General features: G+C 32.5%; 14 protein-coding genes and 1 pseudogene. 2 read left to right on the forward strand and 13 right to left on the reverse strand.

What is annotated here, in order from left to right; genetic code table 11:
* Positions 1 to 4: 4 nt before the first annotated feature.
* The 9 genes and pseudogenes from AABL85_RS05160 to mobA all read right to left on the reverse strand — a co-directional run bounded on the left by AABL85_RS05160 (position 5) and on the right by mobA (position 17,494).
* Positions 5 to 697 carry a PP2C family protein-serine/threonine phosphatase gene (locus tag AABL85_RS05160; RefSeq protein WP_341309388.1) on the reverse strand — a complete coding sequence of 231 codons (693 nt, stop codon included), beginning with the start codon at positions 695 to 697 and terminating at the stop codon, positions 5 to 7.
* Positions 697 to 6,078 (reverse strand): methylation-associated defense system ATP-binding protein MAD8, encoded by a 5,382-nt coding sequence (gene mads8 / locus AABL85_RS05165; protein ID WP_341309389.1) that lies wholly within the window; start codon positions 6,076 to 6,078, stop codon positions 697 to 699. The genes AABL85_RS05160 and mads8 overlap by 1 nt, the downstream gene beginning before the upstream one ends.
* 9 nt (positions 6,079 to 6,087) lie before the next feature.
* The gene (gene mads7 / locus AABL85_RS05170) at positions 6,088 to 7,644 is read right to left on the reverse strand and encodes a methylation-associated defense system protein MAD7 (RefSeq protein ID WP_341309390.1); all 1,557 of its coding nucleotides are present in this window, start codon (positions 7,642 to 7,644) and stop codon (positions 6,088 to 6,090) included.
* A 2-nt stretch (positions 7,645 to 7,646) separates the two neighbouring features.
* Positions 7,647 to 11,786, reverse strand: coding sequence for a methylation-associated defense system protein kinase MAD6 (mads6, locus tag AABL85_RS05175; RefSeq protein WP_341309391.1), 4,140 nt, complete (start codon positions 11,784 to 11,786; stop codon positions 7,647 to 7,649).
* Positions 11,771 to 13,126, reverse strand: coding sequence for a restriction endonuclease subunit S (locus tag AABL85_RS05180; protein ID WP_341309392.1), 1,356 nt, complete (start codon positions 13,124 to 13,126; stop codon positions 11,771 to 11,773). The genes mads6 and AABL85_RS05180 overlap by 16 nt, the downstream gene beginning before the upstream one ends.
* 2 nt (positions 13,127 to 13,128) lie before the next feature.
* Positions 13,129 to 15,141: a methylation-associated defense system DNA methyltransferase MAD2 gene (gene mads2 / locus AABL85_RS05185; protein ID WP_341309393.1), complete on the reverse strand. Its 2,013-nt coding sequence runs from the start codon at positions 15,139 to 15,141 to the stop codon at positions 13,129 to 13,131.
* Positions 15,142 to 15,984, reverse strand: a complete 843-nt coding sequence (locus AABL85_RS05190) for a nucleotidyl transferase AbiEii/AbiGii toxin family protein (RefSeq protein WP_341309394.1) — start codon at positions 15,982 to 15,984, stop codon at positions 15,142 to 15,144.
* Positions 15,974 to 16,957, reverse strand: a complete 984-nt coding sequence (locus AABL85_RS05195; RefSeq protein ID WP_341309395.1) for a type IV toxin-antitoxin system AbiEi family antitoxin — start codon at positions 16,955 to 16,957, stop codon at positions 15,974 to 15,976. The genes AABL85_RS05190 and AABL85_RS05195 overlap by 11 nt, the downstream gene beginning before the upstream one ends.
* A gap of 108 nt (positions 16,958 to 17,065) precedes the next feature.
* Positions 17,066 to 17,494: pseudogene (gene mobA / locus AABL85_RS05200) on the reverse strand (conjugal transfer protein MobA).
* 472 nt (positions 17,495 to 17,966) lie between these two features.
* Here mobA and AABL85_RS05205 point away from each other — a divergent pair.
* Positions 17,967 to 18,404, forward strand: coding sequence for a DUF3408 domain-containing protein (locus AABL85_RS05205; RefSeq protein ID WP_341309396.1), 438 nt, complete (start codon positions 17,967 to 17,969; stop codon positions 18,402 to 18,404).
* A gap of 77 nt (positions 18,405 to 18,481) precedes the next feature.
* Here AABL85_RS05205 and AABL85_RS05210 read toward each other — a convergent pair whose 3' ends face one another.
* Complete coding sequence (locus tag AABL85_RS05210) at positions 18,482 to 18,952, reverse strand: JAB domain-containing protein (protein WP_341309397.1); 471 nt, start codon at positions 18,950 to 18,952, stop codon at positions 18,482 to 18,484.
* 480 nt (positions 18,953 to 19,432) lie between these two features.
* On the opposite strand from AABL85_RS05210, the gene AABL85_RS05215 reads away from it, so the two are divergent.
* Entirely contained in the window at positions 19,433 to 19,750 is a 318-nt protein-coding gene (locus AABL85_RS05215; RefSeq protein WP_016649715.1) for a hypothetical protein, read from the forward strand.
* Positions 19,751 to 19,801: 51 nt separating this feature from the next.
* Here the strand turns inward: AABL85_RS05215 and AABL85_RS05220 are convergent, their stop codons facing one another.
* The 3 genes from AABL85_RS05220 to AABL85_RS05230 are packed head-to-tail and all read right to left on the reverse strand — an operon-like array spanning position 19,802 to position 24,500.
* The gene (locus AABL85_RS05220) at positions 19,802 to 22,369 is read right to left on the reverse strand and encodes an alpha/beta hydrolase family protein (protein WP_341309398.1); all 2,568 of its coding nucleotides are present in this window, start codon (positions 22,367 to 22,369) and stop codon (positions 19,802 to 19,804) included.
* Positions 22,370 to 22,371: 2 nt separating this feature from the next.
* Positions 22,372 to 23,109, reverse strand: coding sequence for a hypothetical protein (locus AABL85_RS05225; protein ID WP_016649713.1), 738 nt, complete (start codon positions 23,107 to 23,109; stop codon positions 22,372 to 22,374).
* 11 nt (positions 23,110 to 23,120) lie between these two features.
* On the reverse strand, positions 23,121 to 24,500 hold the full coding sequence (locus AABL85_RS05230; protein WP_341309399.1) for a RagB/SusD family nutrient uptake outer membrane protein: 1,380 nt from the start codon (positions 24,498 to 24,500) through the stop codon (positions 23,121 to 23,123).
* Between the last annotated feature and the right edge of the window lie 5 nt (positions 24,501 to 24,505).

Genomic DNA, 24,505 nt, shown 5'->3' on the forward strand with positions numbered 1-24,505 from the left:
AATTTTATTTGTTTTTTATAAGGATTAGTGAATAATTATCTTGCGCATCTGTAAGAAATTCATTTTCCAATTTCTGTAAACCATTTTTTTGATTGATATACATAAGAAGCTGTTCAACGGAAACCGTATTGTGAACACCATCTGAACAAATAATAAACGAATCGCCTTCGGAAAACTGAATAAACTGATATCCAATACTGGATTCCGAAGGGTTACCTGATATAGATCTGGTTACGATATGTTTATATTTTTTCAAAGACTTTTCTTCTTTTATGCTTTCGGTTTTTAAGAGGCTATTTACTAATGTATGGCTTCTGGTCTGAAGCAAAACTCTACCCTTACTTATTTGATAGATCATCACATCTCCAACCCAAAAAAGATGAACAGTATTTTCTGCTACAATAATACCACCTATCGTAGCACCAGATTTGATATTGTTTTTACTATTGAACTGCTTGATAGCTAAATTGGCTTTTTGAACAGCTTTTTGAATATTTTGTTCGTTGATGCTACCGACAAAATTTAGGAAGGTGAAAATATTTTCAGTAACAATTCTTGCCGCTTCATCTCCTTTCTCATAACCTCCCATACCGTCGGCAATAAGGAAAAAAGCAGCCCCAGATTCAAATCTATCCACATAGATAAAATCTTGATTGCTTTCTCTTTTTCCTATTCCTGTTAACTGTTTTACTTCCATTAGTTTCCTGTTGCTTTTTTTGTTGCTCCTCCGTGATTAGTAACTCTCGGTCTTGTACTTATTTTTACTGGTTTTGTTGTTATACTTTGTTCAGATGCTTTAGATGCCCATAAGAAGCCTTCTCCTGGTTTCAAAACACTCATGTCAGCAGCTGTCAAACTATTCAATTGCGTCAAGGATTTTTGAATATGCTTTAACCATTGAGGTGAATTAAATTTATGAAGTAAAACAATACTACTCAATTCAATAATTTCATTAGGTAAACTCGGTGGATCCTGACTTGCAATCATGATACTTACTCCTTTATGTCTCATTTCTCGAATTGCAGTGACGATATTATTGGTCAAATCTTTATTGTCCATGTATTTATGAGCTTCATCAAAGACAATAAACTTATTAAAATGCTTATCATTAAAGGTTTTGACTCCTGAAAAGATATTAAGCATAATCACGAATAATCCTAATGCTTCATCTTTAACTATGAACTCATCGCGTAAATCTACAATGACCAATCGCCCCGGTTTTAAAATTTCTTTTAAAAAGAAACTGTCATCAATATATTCTTGAGCAAAACTAAGTTTCTGCCTTGCTAAGGATTTTTGTGTATTGGAAAGTAATTCTGATGCTTCCACACTTTCCCTTAATCCATCCAATGTAATATTTCGGCGTTGCTCTTTCATCATAAATTTCAACTGTTTGATATACGATGAGTCGTTTCCAATTGCCCCTAATAAAAACATCCAATCTTGAACATTAAGCTCTTTAGAATTAAAAGCTATTGATTCAACTTGTATAGAAGGAAATTCTTCTCTCCGTTCTTCAACTTTATCGGAAGGAGTTAATATTATAACATCTTCAATAGCATCTGGTTCAGCTCCATATAATTCCTTTAACTTTTCTAATTCAGTAAGATTCGTATTAGCATTAATCATCGAAGTGAACTCCGGTTCGTAATCCATACTTTCACTGTAATGGAAAATAACTCCAGCTAAAGGAGCAGGAAGTTTATTAATATTTGAAAATTGTTTCAATACCATTTCACTAATCGTACCGATAGTATAACTTTTTCCACCACCTTGTACACCAAATAAACTTATCGTATTGGTTTCAGACAGGTCGATTGCGATTTTTTTATTGTGTATTGACGTACCGATAATACCAAATTGGTCAGAAATACTATTCTTCCCTACAATAATGTCAAATTCTGGAATATTATAAGCTACGTCATTATTTTCAGGTACAGTTTGATGATTATTATATTCCTTTTCGGTAGGCTCTGCTACTTCAACATTTTTAGGTTGTTCTTCAATATATGCTTCAACTAAACCTTTCGTTTCCTTTTCGGGTAAATTTTGAATATAACCTGTCAAACCTTCTTCATTAGAAGACGGTTTAAGTTTTGACTTAAATTTCTGAATAAACGGCTTTAATTTGTTATTCGATTCAAAAGCAGAAACCAATTCTTTGTTAAGATCTGTATCTTCTAATCTTTTGGTATTCAAATCAGAATCTGGATCTAAGATATCGCTGATTAATTTATGTCCAAAAGTAAAAATGGTTGTATTATCATCGAAGTTTTGCTTCTGATGTTTTTGTTCAAAAGAAAAATCAAAAATAAAGCCTAATCGTATAAATTTGAACTCAAACCCATTATTGAGAGTTTGAATAAAATCAATATAGCTATTGTAAGCATTTTCAGATAAGTAATTATATCTGTACGCTCGTTCAATATAAAACCTAAATAGAGACTTTAATTCCTTGTTTTTGATTTCTCGATCTAAACGATCATTGCTTTTATAATCGTTGGGATCAAAATGATGTTTGATGGCAGCAATTGTATTATCAATTTGCTCTATCATTTTTATCTTTAGTTCTTCTCGTTCTGAAGCACCTAAATAGCTTCTGCATTTTATCTCTAAAACAGCTATTTTTATTTCTCTTTTTTCTTTATTTATCGCAATAAATAGATTGTCTGCTCGACTTTTAGAATTGGTATCTAAGTTCTCAAAAAGATTTTGATGCAAATCAATAGGAATAAGGAAAGCATTTTCCAATAGTCCTTTTTTCTCTAAAACTCTTTTAGAAAAAGCTGTACCTATAGCTTCAAAAGCTTTGTTCTTTGAAGAATTTAATTGTAATACTAAAGAACTACTGATAGCTCTTAAATCTTCAAGAATAGTTTGGATTTTACTTCTGCTTTCGGAGCTTTCAATATTTAATCCGAAGGATTCAAAATGAGGACTTAATAATCCGATTATTTCACTTGAAGGTTTCGTTGTTAGATAAGAGGATATTCCCGATACTTCTTCACCAGGAACATAGTCTAATAGAAATGGGATTTTTCCATTTTCAGATGGCTGATCAAACACTTGAGGTCCTAAGTTTTTATCAAATGTAATTACCCAATCCGAGTATTCGTGTAAATGCGCCAACAACACTTGATCTCTATTCGTCAAACTTAACTGCGTAGCGGGAACAGCTTCTGTAGCATGAGCAGCTAAAGAACCCGAAGTGAAAACCTGATATGAATTGTAGAATTTATTAATCAGATTTTCTTTTGCGTTTTCAATTTTGATATAATTATGCCAAGTTATTTTTTCAGGCTCCTGAATAATTTCAACATCAGTGGCTGGATCAATAATTAAACTGTTCAGATAAGCAGATTTATATGATCTATACGGTTTGTATAAAGTGATTTTCGCTGCAAATGGATTAACTAAAAAACTAATATGCGCATTGTATATCTCTGGGTTTTGTACAAAATCATTGATATTATTAATCGAAAATCTCAATTTAGGAAACAATCTGTTTTTAGAAGGTTGTGAAAATAGCTCAGCTTCTTCACTAATATTTGTTTCAGGATTCAGTAAAGACTTTAAAGCTAATCCGTGTTCAATCAATGATTCTTGTCCTACAAAAATTCGAACTTCAAACTTGGTGTTGTAGTACTCAGGATACTTACTCACATCTACAAATGCATCGGCAAATACCTCAGCATCACCAACATTAAATAAATTGATGATTAACGTATCCGTGTAAGGATGTTGTATCAGAAAGTTTTTTAGATGTTTAATTACTAATGCTTTACTGACATCATTATGAACAATATTTCCAGCATCAATATTCAATAAGTGTTTGAAATAATGTTTTAATTGATGTGAAATAGGAACAAGCGAATCATTTGGATTGGGCGTAAATGCATTAATATAAATTCCCCAACCGAAACTTAATTCCCCAAGATATTCATAATTCATTAATTGAATAGGATCAACTAATACCAAGGGATTGTTGCTTGGAATCAATTCACCTAAAAATAAGTTTTCCAAAGATTGCCATTCCTTGATATGGTCATTATATTGCAGTGTCTTATTAAACCATTCTTCGAATTGCTCAATAAGATTCATATACCAAGTCAACCTAAGTGGATGAAGTGGTGATAATAAAACAGCGGAAACAGAACCTTCAGTTGGTAATTTTGTTTTAATTTTTACCGTGTCCAAAAACTGAACTTCTGCATACAGAAGCTTGATATTTTCCTTTTCTTCATTTGAAACTTCTGACTTTTCAATCTTTTTATTAAGATTTACTAACCAATTATTGTAGTGTTCTAAATAGGTCTTAATATCCTCTTTCAAATCGTAAAGATTTGTAGTTTCGAATACACCATTTTCAGAACTATTGGAGTTTTTGATTTTCTCAAAAACAACTTTTCGGGATTCTAATAACTTTTTGGGAGCGATATCTGTCAGGCTACTCACCCTGTATTCAATATTTTGTAACCCCAGTGTGGTGTTATTATTACTAATAGTAACATTCACAAAACCAAAGTGATGGCTATTATTCAAAATCTCATTTTCTATCAGCCTTAGCTTTGATGACAGCATAATTTGATAATTATGCTTATTTGAATAATTGATATGAAAAACGGATGATAATTTTAATTTTTCATCATTTAGCCAGACGTTAGATTGTTCACTTGGAGTAGGACTATTTATGGCTGTGTCTTGTCTTAAACCATCAATATTATATTTGAAAAACGCTTGAAGCACATTGTTCAACTTGTCTTTACGTATTGTCTCTTCTTTTTCGGTATTGATGTCGATAGCATAATCAAAATCCTCCGAATCGCATTTCAATTTGTAGCGAAGTTCTTTTTTACTTTCAGGAGAAAACTCATTTTCTTCCCACTCTCGTTGTATAGAATCTTCATAAAAATCATCGTTTACGTTTAGAATATTTCCTAATTCATCTTCAGCTAATACTTTAAAAAAATACGATCCTTCTTCAATATTATTTGCATTGAGTTCTATTTTAGCTTCGCGGTAGGCTTGCTTAGCATTTGTGTTTTTTAATTTTCTAAGCGTGGTTATTTCTTGACCTGAAAAACCATCTACAGCCATTAAAACCACTCTAAAATATTTTAATTCTTCAATGTCTTTTGGTTCGGGTGTAGTTTTAAAACGAATGGTAACTTTTGGGTTCGATGCTCCATCCGATAAAAGAACTTTTTTACCTTCCTCAATAGTAAAATCTGTTGATCTTATTTCAACAATTTCCAGTTTTACTTCTTTAAAATTAAGACTTGGAATTTCCCATTTATCAAACCATAAGTCAGGGTATTTCTCTCCAATTATAGCGACCAGTCTATTCAATGAAGTAATGCTTTCTTCATTTCTGAATAACTGAATAAAATCCTTTTGAAGGGAGTCTTTTTTTATTTGAAGTTCGTCCACTCGGTCATAAACAGGTTTATTAAAAGATGCCAGTATATTACAACTCGTCATGTTTAGATTCAGTCTCGAACGAATCAGATTCTCATCTTCAAGCAATTTGAGATCTGGCAACAAGTCTAAATAAAACAGATTTCGCCCAATACTTTCTTTTGTAAATGACTCTTCTTCCAATGCTAAAAGATAGCTCAGTAAATTTGTTCGATTAGGATTACCGATATAACTAATTACAGTGTTAACAAATGCGGAGAACTCCTCTGGAATTTTATCCTTGAGCTTAGTAATTAAAGTAGGCTCTATGCGTTCCAAAGAAATTTCTTTAAATGTAGCATTGCCATAAGAATCTTCGGCAGCGGTTCTGCTATTTGAAGGAACAAGAATAAGCAACGGTTTTTTCTGCTGATTTCGTAATTCGATTAGCTTCGTTGCAGAAATATAATAATCACCTTGTTGTGTTTCGTCAACAATATAAGTATCTAAATTCTTGAAATTTGTTGTAATAACTTCCCAAAGAGACAATAATTGCTCATTCCCCAGACCTGTAATTTTCATACAATGTCCCGGTTTCGCAGTTTCGAACTCATCTTTGTATAGTTCTACAATTAGCTCGATGATGTATTGATAGTAACGTGTTAAAATATTAACGTCCATTGTTTTTAATTATGATAGTTCGTAACGAGGTCTTATTTTCTGCAAAATGTATGCATCACTTAAATCATTATAAAAGCCTATCTGCCTCAATTTTATCTTAAAGGCTTCTACATTTTCTTTAAACGCTAAATGAGTATGAAGATCCGTATTTTGAAAACGTTCTTCCTCCAATCCATTTATAATTAATCCGTAACGGTCTTTCAGATTACGCATCAATTCTTCAATAGATAAGCTTTGTGTAATAAATTTATCTCTTTCCAAATGCAAAACCTGTATTTGAACTAATGCTTCTAATAATCTAGTTCCAAGCACATATCTTCGAGGATGTTTTTTACTTCTTCCTTGAGCTAAAAAACCTCTTTCGCTATTTTTTTGTGATAAACTGTCTAATAGTTCTATGTGTGATTTATGTTGATACTTTCCTCTCACTTTTAAAAGTAACTCAACGTATCTATCAAAGTAAGTCGTTTCATACTTCACCATTTCAGTGAGTAAGTTTTTATCATCTTCGTCCTGCTCGTTATAGACAATATCCCAATACGCCTCAAACTTCGTTTCATATTGATTCAACTCATTTTTAAGTATTTCCAATGCTTTTTCTACGCTATCCGAATTGGATTCGTCTAACTTTAGTTTTTGGATAATACTATTAATCTTAAACGTAGCTTTGATGTATTTGTATAGTGAATTATATGTTTTTTCCGCATCAGCTATAGCAATAGAAGAAACTTTACTTTCAAAATCATCTGTAGCATCGATCACGATATTCCAATCATCAACAACATCTTTTGTTCCCGCTTCAATCATTTTTGGCAATAAATAAATGACCTTATGTACATATAAGGCGAGGTGAAATGAAGTAATTGTTTTCAGATAATCTATTAAAACATTTCTTGGAATTTTGGATTTATACACCAATAATCTTCTAACATCATCGCAAAATAATTCTGCTTGTTCTATTAAAAGAGGTTTTACTTTATTGAGCGTTGTGTTACTATCCATAAAGCCAGGGTTCACATTCTTTATCAAATATAAAATTCCCAAACTATCTACGTCCAATTCTTTGGATTGAAGTAAGGTGTTGGTTGTCTTATCCCATCCTTCCGCTAAAAAATTCCGAAGATTCTCTTTTACAATTGGGTTTTGCCCTAACATCAGGTAAACTTGATCTGCCGTAAAATAATCTCTGGTATTGGGAACATTTCTTACCCGATAACTTTCAAGATGGATAGGTCTTAACGAAGATATTTTTTCTTTCTCAGAATTTCCGCGGTTTACCATATTGACAAGATTGGTACGCAACCAAAGTTCTACCGCTTCGGGATTTTCTTTAAAACCTTCCAACTCATTACCCTCTTCCAGTTTTTGGAAGATGTTTTTTAGTTTATCCAACTCAATAAAAACACTATCGCCTCTTCTTGTTCGTTGTTTAGGACGAATGCCTTCATGCTTTAAAAGCATAAAAAGATTGACTAAGGTATTATCAATTCTAATCGTTTTGGCATCAGCCGTAAAAAGGAGTTCATTTCTGAATGTACTTTCCTGTTTGTTTAGTTTGATTGCCATAGTTAATAGGTTAATTTTTTAATAGCGATTTTGTTATGATTCTTTTTGATCGAATAAAACAGACGATTGTCTGGTGTTACTACAATCTCATCATAATTCAGATTCTCTAATAGGTTTTTAAACACAATCAATTCAATGAATTTACCTCGTAAATCATTCAATGACGGACTAAAACCTTTCTTTATAAAGTAAAGCATTTCATACAAATCCAATGAAATAGCCAACTCGATATGCTTATTTATTTTATGCCTAAAAATTAAGCTATCTGGTTCGTATTCCAGATATTTAATTAAATGGTCTGTGCGATTTACAATCAGCTCAAAATCATCCAAAGGAAACATCTTGAAGGATTTTCCTCGAATATCTTTTACATCGGTCGAAGCAAGGATTAAGTTTTCTTTGTCCAACGACTCATTATCGCATCCTTCGTTTAAAGAAACGGCTCTTGAAATGACCTGTTTTGTTGTTTCTTCGATCGCAGATTGAGACAATATAGAAACGAAATCAAAAATTGACTTGTAAGGCAAGCGCAATAAATACGAAGGTTTTAAACCTTTATTAGTTGGTTTTTCGGTAGTTTCTTCCGTAGATATATCTTCCTTGAACCAACTTGTTTTTCCTTCAAAATAATGATGTCGAGTAAATGATTTATGTTTTTCTCTTATCTTTTGAATCAATTCTGGTGTTTGCTCATGTGCTGGAATAAAGAATTTTTGTTCATTAAAGTGTTCCAACAAATTAGATTCTCTTTCCGCAAATACAACATAATCTTTTGGATTATGATTGCTAAAAAACAATTCTCTGTCCCAATGCGGAATCGCAACTTCGCCAATATCCGTTTCTCTTAAAAGCTTTATTAGACGATCTTTATTTCCACTGTCTTCCAACGTAGGATTAGTGATATTGAAATAATAATATTGCCAATATTTTTCTGGGTTTGTCTCTTTTAACGATTCTATTTGTGATACTTCTTCACAAGAAACATCACGAGTAAGCATAAAGGCAATGAAAGAACGAATATCACGCATCGTGATATGTAATTCACGTTTTAGACTAACGGTTCTGATCAACCATTCCAAACGATTGATAACTGTTTCTCCAGAAGCCGAATCGTTTAAAGTATCCACATTGTATTTAATGAAACAATCTTTTGTCAATACACAAGTTTCACATTTTTCCCAAAGTGATTTTTGCGTCAATGCTTTTACTTGATTTTTAAATAAACTGCCTTCGCCCGAATCATCAGCAACCACAGAGCGAAGATTTAAATTGACAATCATTACGCCTTCTGGAAGTTCAGTATGACCTTCTTCGTAAAAGTAATCTTCAATTAGTTTAGCTAATTTATGGTGCTTACTTGAAGTCTTTAAAAACTCCACCAAGCGTCCTTCATTTATCGCAATGATACGTCCTTCTGCTGCATGAGCATACTGTTTAACATCTTCAAAAGGCTGAAAAAACTTTTCTAAAACGTCATTGTTTATGTTGTTTTCTTCATCTTGTGAGCCGTCATAGTTACTTTCATAGCTTATGCCGTTTATTTTAAATCTCGCTCCATTATGATGCGCAAAATGCTCCACATTTTGAACGGAAGCGTGCTCTTCAATCTTCTTGATAAACGCTGTTTTTCCATCACCTGCATTTCCGGTAATGATAAGTAATTTGTACTGTCCATCTACAATAGCTGGAATAAGGCTTTTATCCAACTTGGTAGGTGTGTACGTTTGTTCATCCAATTGATGTGCATTGCTGTTTACTCTTGTTCCAAAATTTCCGTACTTCGATTGGCTGTACAATGAGTTGATATATTGAATAATATCAATATCAGTTGTGGTAGTTGTAGTATCTGTTGATTTAATTTTTGGAGAAATATCTTCTAAAATATGATCTTCAATAGCGATCAATGCATCAAACATTTCTTTTGCATTTTGAAACCGTTGAGAAGCATCAGTAGCAATGGCTTTCAATAAAAAGGAAGCAAATTGTTCCGATATTCGAGATTCAATTTCTTTAGGATTATTCGACTGTCTGCTCGCCATAGGTGTTTTGGAAGGATGCCACGGATATTGTTTGCAAAGCAACTCATACAAAGTTACGCCAAGCGCAAAAGTATCTGTCGATAAATCCCAATTTACCTTATAATTATCAACAATCTGATCAGGTGCTAAATAGGGTATCGTGCCAACATATTCACTCTTTTTTAATGAGGTAGAAGCCACATTAAAATCTACTAAAACAAAGCGTTCGCCTTTATCCCAAATAATGTTTTGAGGTTTAATATCTCGGTGTATAATCGGTTTTTCCTTCGATTGCATGTCCACCAAAGCAGAAAGAATCTCTTTACCCACTTGAACAATTTTATGAATAGGGAGTTTGGCATCTGTACGAGCGTAATCACTTAGATTTTCTCCATCCAAATATTCCATAACCGTAAAAAACTGTCCCGAAGCCGCTTCATCATTCCATTTGAATTTTACGATATTGGGATGATTCAAATTTACCAATGCTTCGTATTCATCTTTTACAGAACTAAAGTTTACACTTTCATTAAAGAGTTTCAACGCATAATAAACGTCTTGAATGCGGTGTTTAACTTTAAATACTTTGGAATAACCACCTTTACCCAATATTTTGTGAATGGAATAACTGCCAATAGAATCTCCTTCTTTTAGCTCTTCAAAAGTGTATGATTTTAGAACAGGAACAACCACAGGCGATGCTTCCGCAACCGATTTGCTTTCTATAGCATTGGCTATAATATCTTGTAAAGTTTCTACACTTTCAATTCGTTTTAGATCATCTGTTAAAATGGTTTGCAAACAAATTTCATCAATCCATTTGGGCAAATTGGAATTGATGTGCGTAGGCAACAAATCGGTTTTTAATTTGCCACCCATTTTATCTAAATCGTATGGTGTTTTAAACGGTTCTTTGTCGGTAAATAACCAATAGATTAAAACGCCTAATGAATAAATATCTGAAACCGCACTCGCATCGTTCACGGTCAGTTCCAAAGGATGATAAGCCGTTGCGTTATTTTGGTTAATGGTTGGCATAACGGTATATCCTTCTTCACTGTGATCAATGAAATAAGATTTACCAAAATTGCCCAAATAGGCGTAGCCACTGCTCAAATAAATATTATCAGGATTGATGTCACGATGGTAGATGCTTTCTTTATGCGCTTCTTTCAGAGCTACCATTACATTGTTGATGATGTCAATTTTCTCTTTGAACGTAAAGGTTTTTACACGAGCCTCTGAACGTAAGGAGTTTTCTTCCAAGAAATCTGAAATTTCATAGAACAAATGATTGACTTCGTCTATACGAAACTCAACATTTAAGATAAATGGTTTTGCCTTTAATTTATTGAGTGCGTGATACTGGTTCTTGATTTTATCTTCCCGTTTTTTCAGTTCTTCGGTAGATAATCCGCTTACTTGCAAAGCATATTCCTTAATTTTACGACGTACGGAAGTAACACCTTTAGGCTTTACCAGATATTCTGTAAAATTAGGTTCCTGCTGAATGATTTCTAGCACTTCATAACCTTCAATTTCTCTTTTTTGCTCAGGAGATTTCTTTGATTGTTGACCGATTAGGAATTTTATGATTTCTTGTTGAATGCTCACAATATCATCTTCTAATTTCCCAATACTGTACGGATCGGTAATAAAATCAACCAATTTCTTGTTCAAGCTAAACGTGAGCTTTTGCGCTTCGTGCGAAATAACAGGCGGATAGCTATTATCAAAAGAAAGTGTAAGCATATTTTGTATCCACGCTTTTCCCCAAGCAAAGTTGGCTTCTTTGAGTTTGGATGCCAATATCGCTGTTTTTTGCCGACCTGTTTTTAGCGGATTGGGCATTTGTCGATCATTGAGATACCAGTAATTGTCATCGCCCTCGATACGTCCTTTCCAATCTTTGTTTTCGATATTGTAAATACCATGCGGAGCTACCACAAGTAAATCGTATTCCCAATATTGGGTACGATTGTTTTTAGGATTGGTAGAAGCAATCTCCACATTGGGAATTAAATAGTAGTTATCCGGAAGATATACTTCCAGATAATCTAACAATCTCTTTTCACCAGCATTCACGACCGATTCGAAATAAGGTGGTTTTATGATACTTGCCATAGGTCAATCTCTTTTTCTATTAGTGCAATGGCTTGGTTTTCTTTTATTACCGATTTATCTGAAAGAGAAAGAAATTCTTCTATTTTTTCAGAAATCACTTCTTGGAGTTCATTACTTAGAATTGGAAGATCAATATTTCCAATTAAATCCTCATTCAGAGTAATAATGACAGAACCAAACGCCGATGCTTCCATTGCTTTTAATCCCATATTAGTTTTCAAAAATGCAAACACATAATTTGGGGAAATTTTATCAGAATTTATTTTAAGTCTTAATGCGTGTTCTGAAATGACAATATTATTAAGATCATCTCCTACAATTACAGTATTTCCAACAGTTCCCGATCTTGAAATCAATATATCTTTTCTGGAAACTTTCATTTGCTCAATTCCATTTGTTGACGAACTGATTTTTTTTGCTAGCCTTTTGGGATTGTATAACATCATATCTGATGATGATAAAAACGGAATACCATTCTCCACATAATTCCTTTTTCCTCTGCCACCAACAAATATTGAAGAAGCAACATTTTCAATTTTATCAAATGATATACTTTCGTTGTATTTCTTCTTTATTGTCTTCCAAATAAGTTGATATTGACCATCTAATCTTTTATGAAAACTCAATAAATCTTTGGAAGATATTTTGCCATATTGAGCTCCGTCAGCAATTCTTCCATAGTTTAATTCCTGTTCAAATATTTGAATTGCCTCATTCAACAATCTATTCGCTTCCACTTTCAATTCAGAAGCTTCTACAATAAGCTGATGAATTTGTTGTTTTTTTTCTTCTGATAGTATAGGAATCAATGTTTTCTTGATACCTGGGGCTTCAATATATCTAACCACAGAACCAGAGGCATTTTTATTTAGTTGAGATCTCCCATATTTAGACGTTAAGAAAGCATAAATGTAACCAATCGGTAATTCTTCGTTCGCCTCAATTCTACAAACATTATTAGCATAACTTATTCCTGAACTCAGTTCATTAACTAATCGGGTATTTCCAATTGTTCCAAATCCTGTAACCAGAATTTGATTTTTTTTTACAACTGAATTAACTTTTAGAGCTTGTTCTTTGTAGATATAAATATCACTTCCTTCCAATAAATTAGTAACATCACTACTTTGGCAGTAAGGAATTGATCTTTCTGTCTTTTTACAAAACTGTCTTTTGAAAATAGGTGGATTCCAAACGTTAGCAACCTTGTCCAGAGCAACGCATTTATCTTTGTTAGCCTCCAACTTCATACTATTTAAAGCATCTTCATTTAGAAAATAGCTTGCGTTAAGTCTTATATCTTCAAAAATGAAATTGGATTTTATTTTACTTACTTTCATTTTTAATAATTAAAAAGTTCTTTAAAAGCCTTCGCAATTTTAGGCAAATCATCATCTAATACACGTTGTTTTTCAACACGTGTTTTTACAATCGGCTTGCCGTCTTCTGGTCGGTAGGCTACATACTTATTCTCCACTGGGAAAATAATTTCAGCTCCGTCTTCATCTCGCAGATAGATCGGATTCCCTCTTCGGTCTTTGCCTAGTTTTTCAGCAATTGCCATAAACACGTCGTAATCTTCTTCTCCTTCGTGGGCAATGTTACGTTCATTGGCAGATTTCTTTTGTAAGAACAAAAGCGAAGCTTGTACACCCACTTGTGGAAGAAATGCTTCTACAGCTAAATCCACTGAAGCTAATATTTTAAACTTATCTAATATCCATTCTCTGACAGGTAAGGTATTCGGATTACCTAAAATACCATCTGGTAATACAATAGCCATTTTACCATCTTCTTTCAAAAAATTGTAACAAGCTTCTATAAATAACACTTCGGGAGCATTTGAATACTTGGATAATTCATACTTAACCGCAATATCTTCATCTACTTTTACTTTAGCTCCAAATGGCGGATTGGTAAATATGATGTCAAATTTTTCTCTGGCACTATTACCATACATACCCTCATCATCTTTCATTGCTTTCAAACTCCGGTTGATGGCATTTTCAATTTTTTCAATCTCAGTAGGATGTTCCCAATTGGGATAAGCCAACGAATTCACGTGAAAAATATTCGCGTGTCCGTCGCCTGCCATTACCATATTCATTCGTGCGGCTTTCTTTAAATCGGGGTCAAAATCAAAACCGAAAATGCTGTTTTCAGCATATTCACGAACTCTTTCGTTTACTTCCGGAGTATTATATTTTGCAGCAAGCAAAACTTCATCTGTAATTTCAGGATATAATTTTTCAGCTATTTGTTTGCGAACATGATCTAATACCATGACTAAAAAGCCGCCCGAACCACAGGCAGGATCCAAAACGCGTGTATTTTCGGTTGGATTCATCATTTCTACCATCGCTTTGATGATGTTGCGAGGTGTGAAAAACTGACCAGCTTCCTGTTTCAGGGTATTGCTGACAATGGTTTCATAAGCTAAGCCTTTTACATCAACAGAAGCATCAAGAAAGGAATATTTTGCCAATTCTCCTGCAATAAAGGCGATCCCTTTGTCGGTTAATTCTATTGCTTCATTGCCGTCAAATACATCAGAAAAAGTACCTTCTGTTTTTAATTCTTCAAATATTTTTTTAATTCTGTCAGCAACAGCTTTTCTACCTTCAGCCGTGTTTTGCTCTTTTACACCCACCCAAAAATAACGACGATAAGAAATACCATCTGGCAAAGGCATAAAACGTCTTTTCTCATCGTACAATTTACAGAAAATAAGATAAAGCAATTGCCAAAACGCATCTTTCTTGCGACCTTCATTTCCATAAATATAATCGTGCGAACGCTTAAAAACTTTAATTAAGGAATCGTTTGCAGGCTTACGGCTATGCGAGCGATCACCACGATTTAAATCATCTAAAGTTTCTCCAAAACCAGGGAAATCAGATAAATCGGAAAAGATATAATCAAATCCAATTTCGTCATTCTCTTTTTGAAGAAATTTAATATCCGTGCCGTTTGTCCATAAACCAAATTCGCAATTATCAACAGCAGCAAGTGCATTTTCTAAGGTAATGATAACTCCTTTTTTCTTGTCGTTTTCTTTTATCTTTTCGTCTTGTACAATGGCAATTCTAACAATAAAATCTTGCTCATGTGATTTCCCTTTTTCAAAAATAACAAGATCAATCTTTTGCTTTTTATTTTTACCCGTATCTGGATCGGTGTAAATGATATTAAAATCCCGTTCCATATCAGTCAGCTCAAAACCATACTCTTCGTTGAGCATACGAATAATAGACTGTAGGTTATTTTCTTGTGATGTTGCTTTTCTCGCTTTTGCGGTGAGAATACACATCACTTGATTATCTTCTAATATTTCTTCTTTATTGTTGGTTTTCATCTATTTTAATTTTTGATTTAGGATTTGAAAACAATCCTGTACATCATCAAATTTGATGTGATTTGTTTCGATTATTTGGTTGAATAAAATGCTGTTTTCAGCAACATTTATTTCCGTTTTAATTATTGCTTTTAATTTTTCTTTACCAGTTTCATTGTCTGTCAAAAGTTTGTTCATGTCCATTCCTAAAAGAACTGCACCTGCTTTTGTGATGGAGAAATCTTCTATTTCATAGACTTCTTCGTAATGCTCCATAGCGGCTCTTTCTTCGTTGATGTTGAGATAGTTCAAAAGGATAAATCCCATATCATCTGCGTCTTTATTTCCTTGAATATGTCTGTCTTTCCAAGCAACCAATTTCAGAATGAAAATTCCTGTCAACGAAACAATATCAATTTCCAGCGAATCGTCAATCTTAACTCTTACCAAATCCTTTTCTGCTTCTTCAAAACCCAAAACAGTCATTGCAAAAGACTGATCAGGTGGCCAGAAGATTTTATCTTCGGCAGTTGTAATTCCACCATAAGGAACAATATCTAGCTGAAAATCATTTAGATACGAAAATCGTTGTTGTTGTTTTGGATCTTTCTTAAAATCAGGCAATTGTACTATTGCCTTTTCAATAGTTTCAAACTCCTCCCATTTGTCCACAGCTATGGCAATATCAATATCTTGCGTTCTTCTACCAGATTTTTCCCCATGAAGTTCCATGATGATATCTCGTGCTGTTGCACCAATCACAAAAAACTTGATTTCCAATTTTTGAAATACAGGAATCAACTCATCCAACAACTTTTTCAGTAATGGATGTTCCAGTTTTTCACTTGAAATATTATAATCCATTTTCTAAAATTAGTTTCGCGGTTTCTATATTTCTACTACTATTCGATCCCATTAAATCGGCATATATGACTAAAGGAGGAGCGGTATATTCATTCTTCAAATGAAGACTATCTGTCCAGAATTTACTATACAATTCGATATTGCCAGCTTCATCAGGTACAAGTTTCAGTTCTTTTACAACTTTGCTTGTTTCTTCATTTGTATAGATAATATAATCTTTAGGTTTTAAATGACCAGTCAAGATTTCTCCTCCGGGTTCTCCCCCCAAATGGAGACTTATTTTAGTATTGTTTACAATATTCTCTACACTAAATTCATTTTCTAAAGCTCTCATTCTCTTTTTAAAAGAACGAGGTTTTAAAAGCTCATTGTAGGCAATTACCCAACGTTCAATAATTTCATCTTGATTCTTTAAAACTCGTTTATTTCTTGTTTTTAATAGATAGCGTCCTTCCTCCAATTCTTTAAATACATTACTTACTGATCCAAGTCCGATTCCTGCTTTTTCGGCTAATTCTCTATAAGACAATTGCAAAGTATCAGGATTAGAAATAAGCAATAAAAGTAATTTTAAACCTGCTTCCTGAAATGCCCGGGTTTGATTCGTTTTTTTATTGATTTTTGCTTTTCTGCCTTCTATATATACAAAAAAATCCTTGGTCTTAATAAAGGTATTTCCAGATGCATCAAGATAATTAATGCCATTTTGCTTAAGATCACTTGCCGTTTTTTTAGTTAAGTAATCAGCAATAACAATGTTGTTTTTTGAAGGATTAAAATCCTTAATAGAAGACATGATAATAGCATAATTTGCATTTTTCGCGTTTTTCTTAGCAATGCAATAAAAGGTTTCCTTTTTGATTTGAAGCACTACATCATAAGTTTCCCTAACGCTTTCAATAGCGATAGGAACCCCAGTTGTCTCTTCTAAAGAAGCAATAGCTTCATAAACAAAATCATTATCTCTATACATCTTTGTTCAATATTATTAAGTGTTCAGCAGGAATGAACATTCAAAAATAATGAACAAAATTAGATTGAACAAGTTTTCTGACAAGAAAAGTGTATTTTCTATTCAAACCTATATCTTCAAATACTTCCTATCAAACTCCTTCGTTAATTCCACCACTTTTCTAAATACCAGCACCATTTCAACCGTTTGTTTTTCCAATTTATAAAGATAAGCCGATGCTTCTTTCTCTGAAAACCTTCTATATAAAAGCTTTACAATTTGGTTGTAATTGACGCCAACTGACCGAAACTGACTGTGAAACGAAGTCAATCTCATGTGAAAATCAATAGTTCTTTTGTTAATTTTTACAGATTTGAATTCTTTTCCAAATATCATGGAAACAACAAATTTTGCTTTATTGTCGATTCCTGAGTGGTCAAAAAGAGCTAAAAATTTAGCGTTTTATTCATCCGTAAGGCGAAAAAAATAGCGGTTTGTTTTGGGATTGACCTTTGGTTTTCGTCCATCTTTGTTCTGTTTTCTAATTTTCTCTTTCATAATAAATCCATTTTTATAAATTCAACCATTCGACTTCGGAGAAATTGGTTTAGCTCCCTGCTTAAGGGCAAGTCGTTTTGATGGCACGAATGTAATTTCGAGTGCCTCAAAACATAACTTGCTGTTACTTTTGCAGTAACTTTTTCAACATATTTACAATATGTTTTTTATAATATGAATACTGTTTATACACCTATAAGTAAACGCCAAATAGACTCTTTAAAGACCTGTTTTTAAATAGTGAGTCTATAACGCTAGTTATTTGTCTAAGCAATGTTTTAGTTGCACAAACGCAATATCGTAGCTATGACTTTACATAGCTCCCAACAATCAAACATACAAATAAACTGTTGATAAAACCTATACACAGTTGAATGTCTGAAGCATTGGAATTGCAACTCAAAGGACAGCATAACATTTAACTAACAACATAAATAGACAGAATTATAAACAGATATAAAAACAAGTAATTATGAAAGAAGAATTTAAAAAGAAACGTGCTATTGATGAAGAAGCCATGATGGCACTTATGGTTGATGGACTAAGACCTAATGGATTTACAGAGGCTGAACTCAATGCTCCTGGTATAAGAGATGAAGAGGAAGAAACTATGAATGAACCAAAGAAGCAAAGACGTGTAAAAAAAGAACAAATCTCTACCAATAAAGAGTATAATTCAGCGGAGTATGAAGAACTCTTTTTTAAAGATGTCAAAAGCACAGCACGTCATGGGAAATCGGTGTATATAGACCCTGAGCATCATAAGATACTTTCTCGTATTGTTCAGGTTATCGCAGATGATAAACTTACAATTTACGCTTATCTCTATAATCTACTAGAGCACCATTTCAATGAGTTTGAACAGCAAATAACCACAAGATTCAATGAAAAAAACAAGCCTATCTTTTAAGTATTTCAATAAAAAATTAAAGTTGTAAAACTGTAAAAGCATGTTTACAGTTTTACAACTTCAAATAATAAAGACACTTATAAGGCGCCTTCATCTGCAAAAGAGTAGTAACTCTCTGTTGTTATAATTAAATGATCTAAGAGACTAATATCAAGTATCTTGCTAGCTTCTTTAATCTTTCTTGTAATTTGTATATCAGCATCACTTGGAGCTAATTTCCCTGACGGATGATTGTGCACTATCAAAAATCCAACGGCATTCGCTTTTAATAGAGCTGAGAAGATGATTCTTAAATCTACTATTGTACCTGTTATTCCTCCTGAGGAAACTTCTAATACTCCAAGTACTTTGTTGTTGTTTGAAAGCATAAGCACTTTAAACTGTTCTAATAATTCAATCTTATTACCATCCCACGCTTTTAATGCTATTTGATAGGCACTGTAAGAAGATGTAATCTGAGGTCTCTGTGAAGCTTTTACTTTTGATTTGTAAATCAATTCTACTTCTGATGCGATAAGCCATTCTGTGTTTAAAACTGTAGTTTCCATACTATTAAATTTTTAAATTAATTATGGAGCCACAATTGGTAATGGCTTAGCGAGCGCAAGAAGCAACGCAATAAAGCGAAGACTTTAGTCAAGCATTTATGGGGGAATTTCTTGTTAGCGAACCGCTGGACATTGCCTAACTTCGTGCAATTATTAATAAAATAAAACTCAACTATATTGTCTTTTAAATCTATACTTCGAAAGAATTAATCTTAATATGGAAATATGCGGAAAACACGTATTGTTTTGAATTATAAAGAGTTGTAAGTTTACCTCATAAGAATTTTTTCATATTTGTAATTTTTTATGTTGAAGTTGTAATGCTATACTTTGTACACGTATAGTAGGAATAGAAAAGTTCGATTTAGGGTAGCTACATAAATCGACTATGATGAATAAAAGACATTGATTAACTTTAAAAGACGACCATTTTTATAACAGACACGAGGTTTGTTATATAATTTTAAAAACAATAACATTATGAAACAATTTATAAAAAACCTACTTATGCCATTTGCCGTTGTTGCAATGCTAAGTGTAGGTGCATTCACAATGAATGCTAGTAATAAAGCTGATAATAAAATTGAAATATCAGAAGAGACTGTAACTCCTTATGGAGGGGATCTATATTATTTAGACGGAGCTGTATTTAAAAAAGCAACGCAAATAGTAAAGAGAGATTGTTCATTTGAAGGATTTGGCCCTTTGTACGAAGAAGATATTAACTCAGAGACTCACCAAATCTATGGATGGGATTCTTCTGTTGCAGAATATAAACCTCTTCGTTTAATCATGTAATTTTATTGATTACAGAGCAAGGGGACATCGTCCCCTTGTTTTATTCTCTTATTAAAAAGTATCTAATTGATTCCATGAGTAATTATCATAATCAATTCCTTTACTAATCCACTCAATGTTTCTATTATCTTTTAAGAAATACTCAAACCAATCCATCACTCTAAGTGTTAGGTCTTTGTTTTCAACTTTTTGATTAGGCATAATGTCATGTTCAACATTTTTGTAAAATAGAGCAATCGTTGGTACCTTATACCTTTTTAAAGCAACATACATTTTACGAGTGTTTTCCCAATGTGCATTTTCATCTTTTAGCCCTGTCCATAGAAGAATAGGTGTTCTTACTTTATGAGCATATAATAGAGGAGAGTTAGCTAAATACTTTTCAGGATTCTCTGCATAACTTTGTTTAAATCCCAGTTGCCCACTTTCCACCATAAACCAATCAAGTTTATTTCTGTAGGTATTATACCGATACATCGTACCACCAATTACATCATGAGGTGCTCCTCCACTGATAATGGCTGAAAACATATTTGTTTGAGTAGCGATAAAACTGGCTTTGTATCCTCCGAAAGAATGACCTAGCAAACCAAGCTTTAAAGTATCAATTGCAGACTCTTTTTCACTAATAACCTTTACACTATTTTTAATTGATTCAAGTGCTCCTATTCCAGGTCCCTGTTGAGAAATATATGACTGAACATAAAATACAAAATATCCATTGTCATTTAAAAGTGGAATATTAAAGCCTGTAGAATTTATCAGTGAGGACAAAAGAAATTGTTTACTGTCTGTATCATCTTCAGCGTAAGTATAAACAACCATAGGATACTTTACCTCTTTATTAAAGTTTTTTGGGTAATAAAGTGTTCCTTTTAATTCTCTTCCCGTTTTAGTTTTAAAACTAATGGTTTGTTTTTTTCTATTGCTATAAAGCTCCTGTGGAATATCACTTTCCAAAAGAGTGGTTATTTTGCCGTTATTATAAACCTTTAATAAAACAGGTACATTGTAATTCTCTTGTGTAAAAACAATAGTTTTTAAGTCTTTGCTAATTAAGTCGGGCAAATACGTTAATCCTCGTGATAGGTCATTTTCTTTTGCATCAATCAGTAATTTAGCACGGGTATTATCAATACTGTAAATCAAAGTATTCAAGCTGTTTTTAACTGCAACTACAATAGCAGACTCAGTATTGATTGTTGCATTTATGTCATTGTTATGTTTGGTTCTATTAGCAAAAATCAAAGTGTTTTTCCCTGTAAAACTTAGAATACTTACTTGTTTTTTCGTGGATAGATGCAAACGAGTTAATGTATTGTTCACTACAAAAAAAACATACTCTGAATTGGTTGACCATATAGGTACATCAACCGTTGATGCATCACAGTTTATCATTGTGGTTTTATTAGTAGCAAGCTCTAGTATTTCCCATTTTGATTTATCCTTGTCAATAGGATAGATCATGTACTTTCCACATAAAGAAGCAATAATGTCCTTTGAATTATTAGTTTTAATTGATCGTATAATATGACTATTGGTTGTATTGAGTACATCAAACTGTATTTGAGTATAAGAAGCATTAAAGTCCTGATAAGTAAAAGGATTGTATGATAAAATATGATTGGGAAGATTTATAAAATCCAAATCACTCTCTCTTTTTCTTTTCAACTCTTTTAATGTTTTTGTTTTGTATTGATAGATAAAAGCCTTGTATTGAAGTACAAACTTTTCTTTAAAAGAACTTGGATGTACAAATCGAGTATTCCCATTCCATATATCCAAGTATTCACTTTCTTCAAGCTTCTTTTCAGTTTTTACATTGTATTTAATAAATAGATCATCATTGGAATAAAAAGACAACTCAAATCGCTCCAAAGGCTTCTTATTAAGTTGAATGCTATCTACTTGTTTTTTCTCAAGATCCAACAAATAAATAATATTTCCTTTTTCAAGAATAGCCATTTTATCTTGAGTGACATTCCAATAAGGAGATAGTAAATCCCCCGAATAGTTAATTTCAGCTACTTTAAAAGATTCTAAGTCCAAAATATAAGTAGATGTAGTGCAATCTTTCTTTTGATAGATCAGCTTTGTTTTATTCTCATTGACTAAGAACTCAACTACCTGATTATCATTGAATATTATTTTGTTTTTTTCTCCATGTTTATCCAATTGTACAATGTTTAAAACTGCATTAGAGGATAGTGTGATTAATAAATTCTTATTGTCAAAGGCCTTGGAAGCGAACTGTTTGATGCCACCAGCTTTAAAAACAGATTGATTTGTTTTTAAATTAATAACACTTAAGTATTGATTGTTTTTCTCAAGCATTAAATCATTGTACAACAAGTTGGCTTGCAAAGTCGAAAGATCATTTACAATTCTTTTCTGTTTGGTTTTAGTGTTGATATAGAATATAGTATCTGCTCTATTATTATACCCATAGGTTTTACTTGCTATTACCCAGTTTCCATCTGGGCTAATTAAAGAAGGACGGATGGTATAGCTAAGGGAATCAATTACGATTCCCTCACTATAACTACTTGCGACTAAAGAATTAGAAGACAATAATCCCAAGAAAATTAAAATCAATTTATATATTAAATATGTCCTCATAATTACAAATACAAATTAATAATCGTATCATTCTGAGCAGTAAAACGTATTGCATTAGCAGATAAAGCTTGTATACTACAAAGGTTCCCTTTAGGTACTTTTAAATCAAAATTTCCAAACTGATCAGTTAAATGATACGTTCCAATCCCCATTACATTGTTGTTAAAAGCAGAACTAACATCTACATTTTTAAGAGGCTGATTTGTTTTCTTACTTTTAATTGTTCCTCTAACTGACACCAATTGTTCAGGATCAACATTTTTAATGAGATTTTCAATATTTGACTTTAATACTTCATTGTTATTAATCAAATTCTGATAGCCTGCTTCATCTTTGTTTACTTCAATATCAATAGTTTGACTTTTGTCCAAATTTGCAAAAGTGTACTTGCTTATATCTCTTCCATAAATAATGTGATTAGGAATAACCATTAGTGTATCTCCCTTTTCAATTGTAATTTTATAATAACCTTTTTTATTCACAAAAACTCTTTTGTTTTCTCCATAAGCTTTTTGCGACTCATCTTTCCAAATCCACTTGTTTTTAATATTTATAGTGGTTAATCCCAAAGGAGCAGAGTCAGTTCCTTGAACTAAAACTCTGCCTTGAATAACTATATTTCTGTTATTGTCTGCAACTCTTCTATTGGTATGAGTATTAGATTTACAAGCAGTAAGTAATATTCCAATCAATAAAAAAGGAAAAATAGAAGTGTAGATTGTTGTATAACGTGTTTTCATGTCAAATTAGTTTAATATCCTGTATTTTGCGGATGTAAGTTTCTGTTTAAAAGCAATTGAGTTTCTGGAATAGGAAGTTGTTTATAACGATCTTGCCAGTTGGGTTTCGTTAAGGTCAATTCACTTAATTTATCCCATCTTTTTAAAGTAAAAAACCGCTGAACAGATTCAGTGAAAAACTCTTTAAAAGATTCTTGTAACAAGTTTTGTTCAATCTGTTCTTTGTTTAAATTAAGGGGCAAATCATCTAATCCTCTTTTGTGTCTAATCTTATTAATAACCTCTATCGACTGACCATTTTTAGCCTGTTTTAATAAGCTTTCTGCCAATATAAAATAAGCGTGTTCTACTCTATAAAAAATAGAATTCTCATCGGTATTACTTGTCTTATTTTTGTACTTATACACACCATAATAGGCTTGATTTCCTATTTTAACTTCTGTAATCCAGTTTGCTTTTCTTAAATCATTAGAATCAAATAATCCCATTAGTTTATCGCTAATAGTAGAGGTAAAACCACCAAGAGCAGTAAACACATAAAGGCTTGCTTCAGGTGTCACAGTTGTATTTTGTTCAAGTGATAATTGCCACAATGTACTTTTGGCTGTTTTTTTAAATGTTTTTGATAGATCAGATTCAATTTGATAGAGACTATTGTCAACCACTTTTTGACTATAAATCTCAGCTAACTCATCTTTTTTCTGAAGCAAGTAATTTTCAGCTAAAAGCAGTTCTGCTACAGCTTTATTGACATAATACCTATCTGTACTTCTATACTGATAGGTTAATAATTCAGTGGCTTTTAAAAGATCTTCTTCTATTTTTAAGAGTACTTGGTTCTCGGATGTCTTTCCAATGGTAGTGTTATACTTATAATCAGTTGAAGTTGTATAAGGAATAGCTCCATAGAGCTGAACAATATTCTGATAGTACAACGCTCTTAAGGTATAGGCTTCACCTAATAGTTGATTTTTATTTAGGTCGTCTATAGAAGGTGATTGGTTAAGCTTACTTATAAAAAGGTTAATTGCATAGATATTTTGATAAGCATTATTCCACCATTTGGTTATTTCACTATCATTAGGCTCAATACTATTTTGGTGGAAGTATTCTACTGAGGTACCTACAAAATCTAATTCGTCAGTAAACAGACTCATTCTAAAATTGATTCCCGAAACATCTTTAGAGAAGAAAGGATTGTTTCTAAGATTAATATAGATGGAGTTTAAAGCTGATTTTGTCGTATTTATATCTTTGAATACTTCTTCTTGACTTATTCTATCATTTGGTAAATCAACATCAATTAAACTCTCACAAGAATACAAAAGAAGCACAAAAAAAGCGACTAAAATAGATTGTATCAACAATCTTGATTTATTTATTGTTTTCATAGTCA

The sequence above is a fragment of the Myroides odoratimimus genome, from assembly GCF_038039805.1.
GTDB lineage: Bacteria > Bacteroidota > Bacteroidia > Flavobacteriales > Flavobacteriaceae > Flavobacterium > Flavobacterium odoratimimum_B.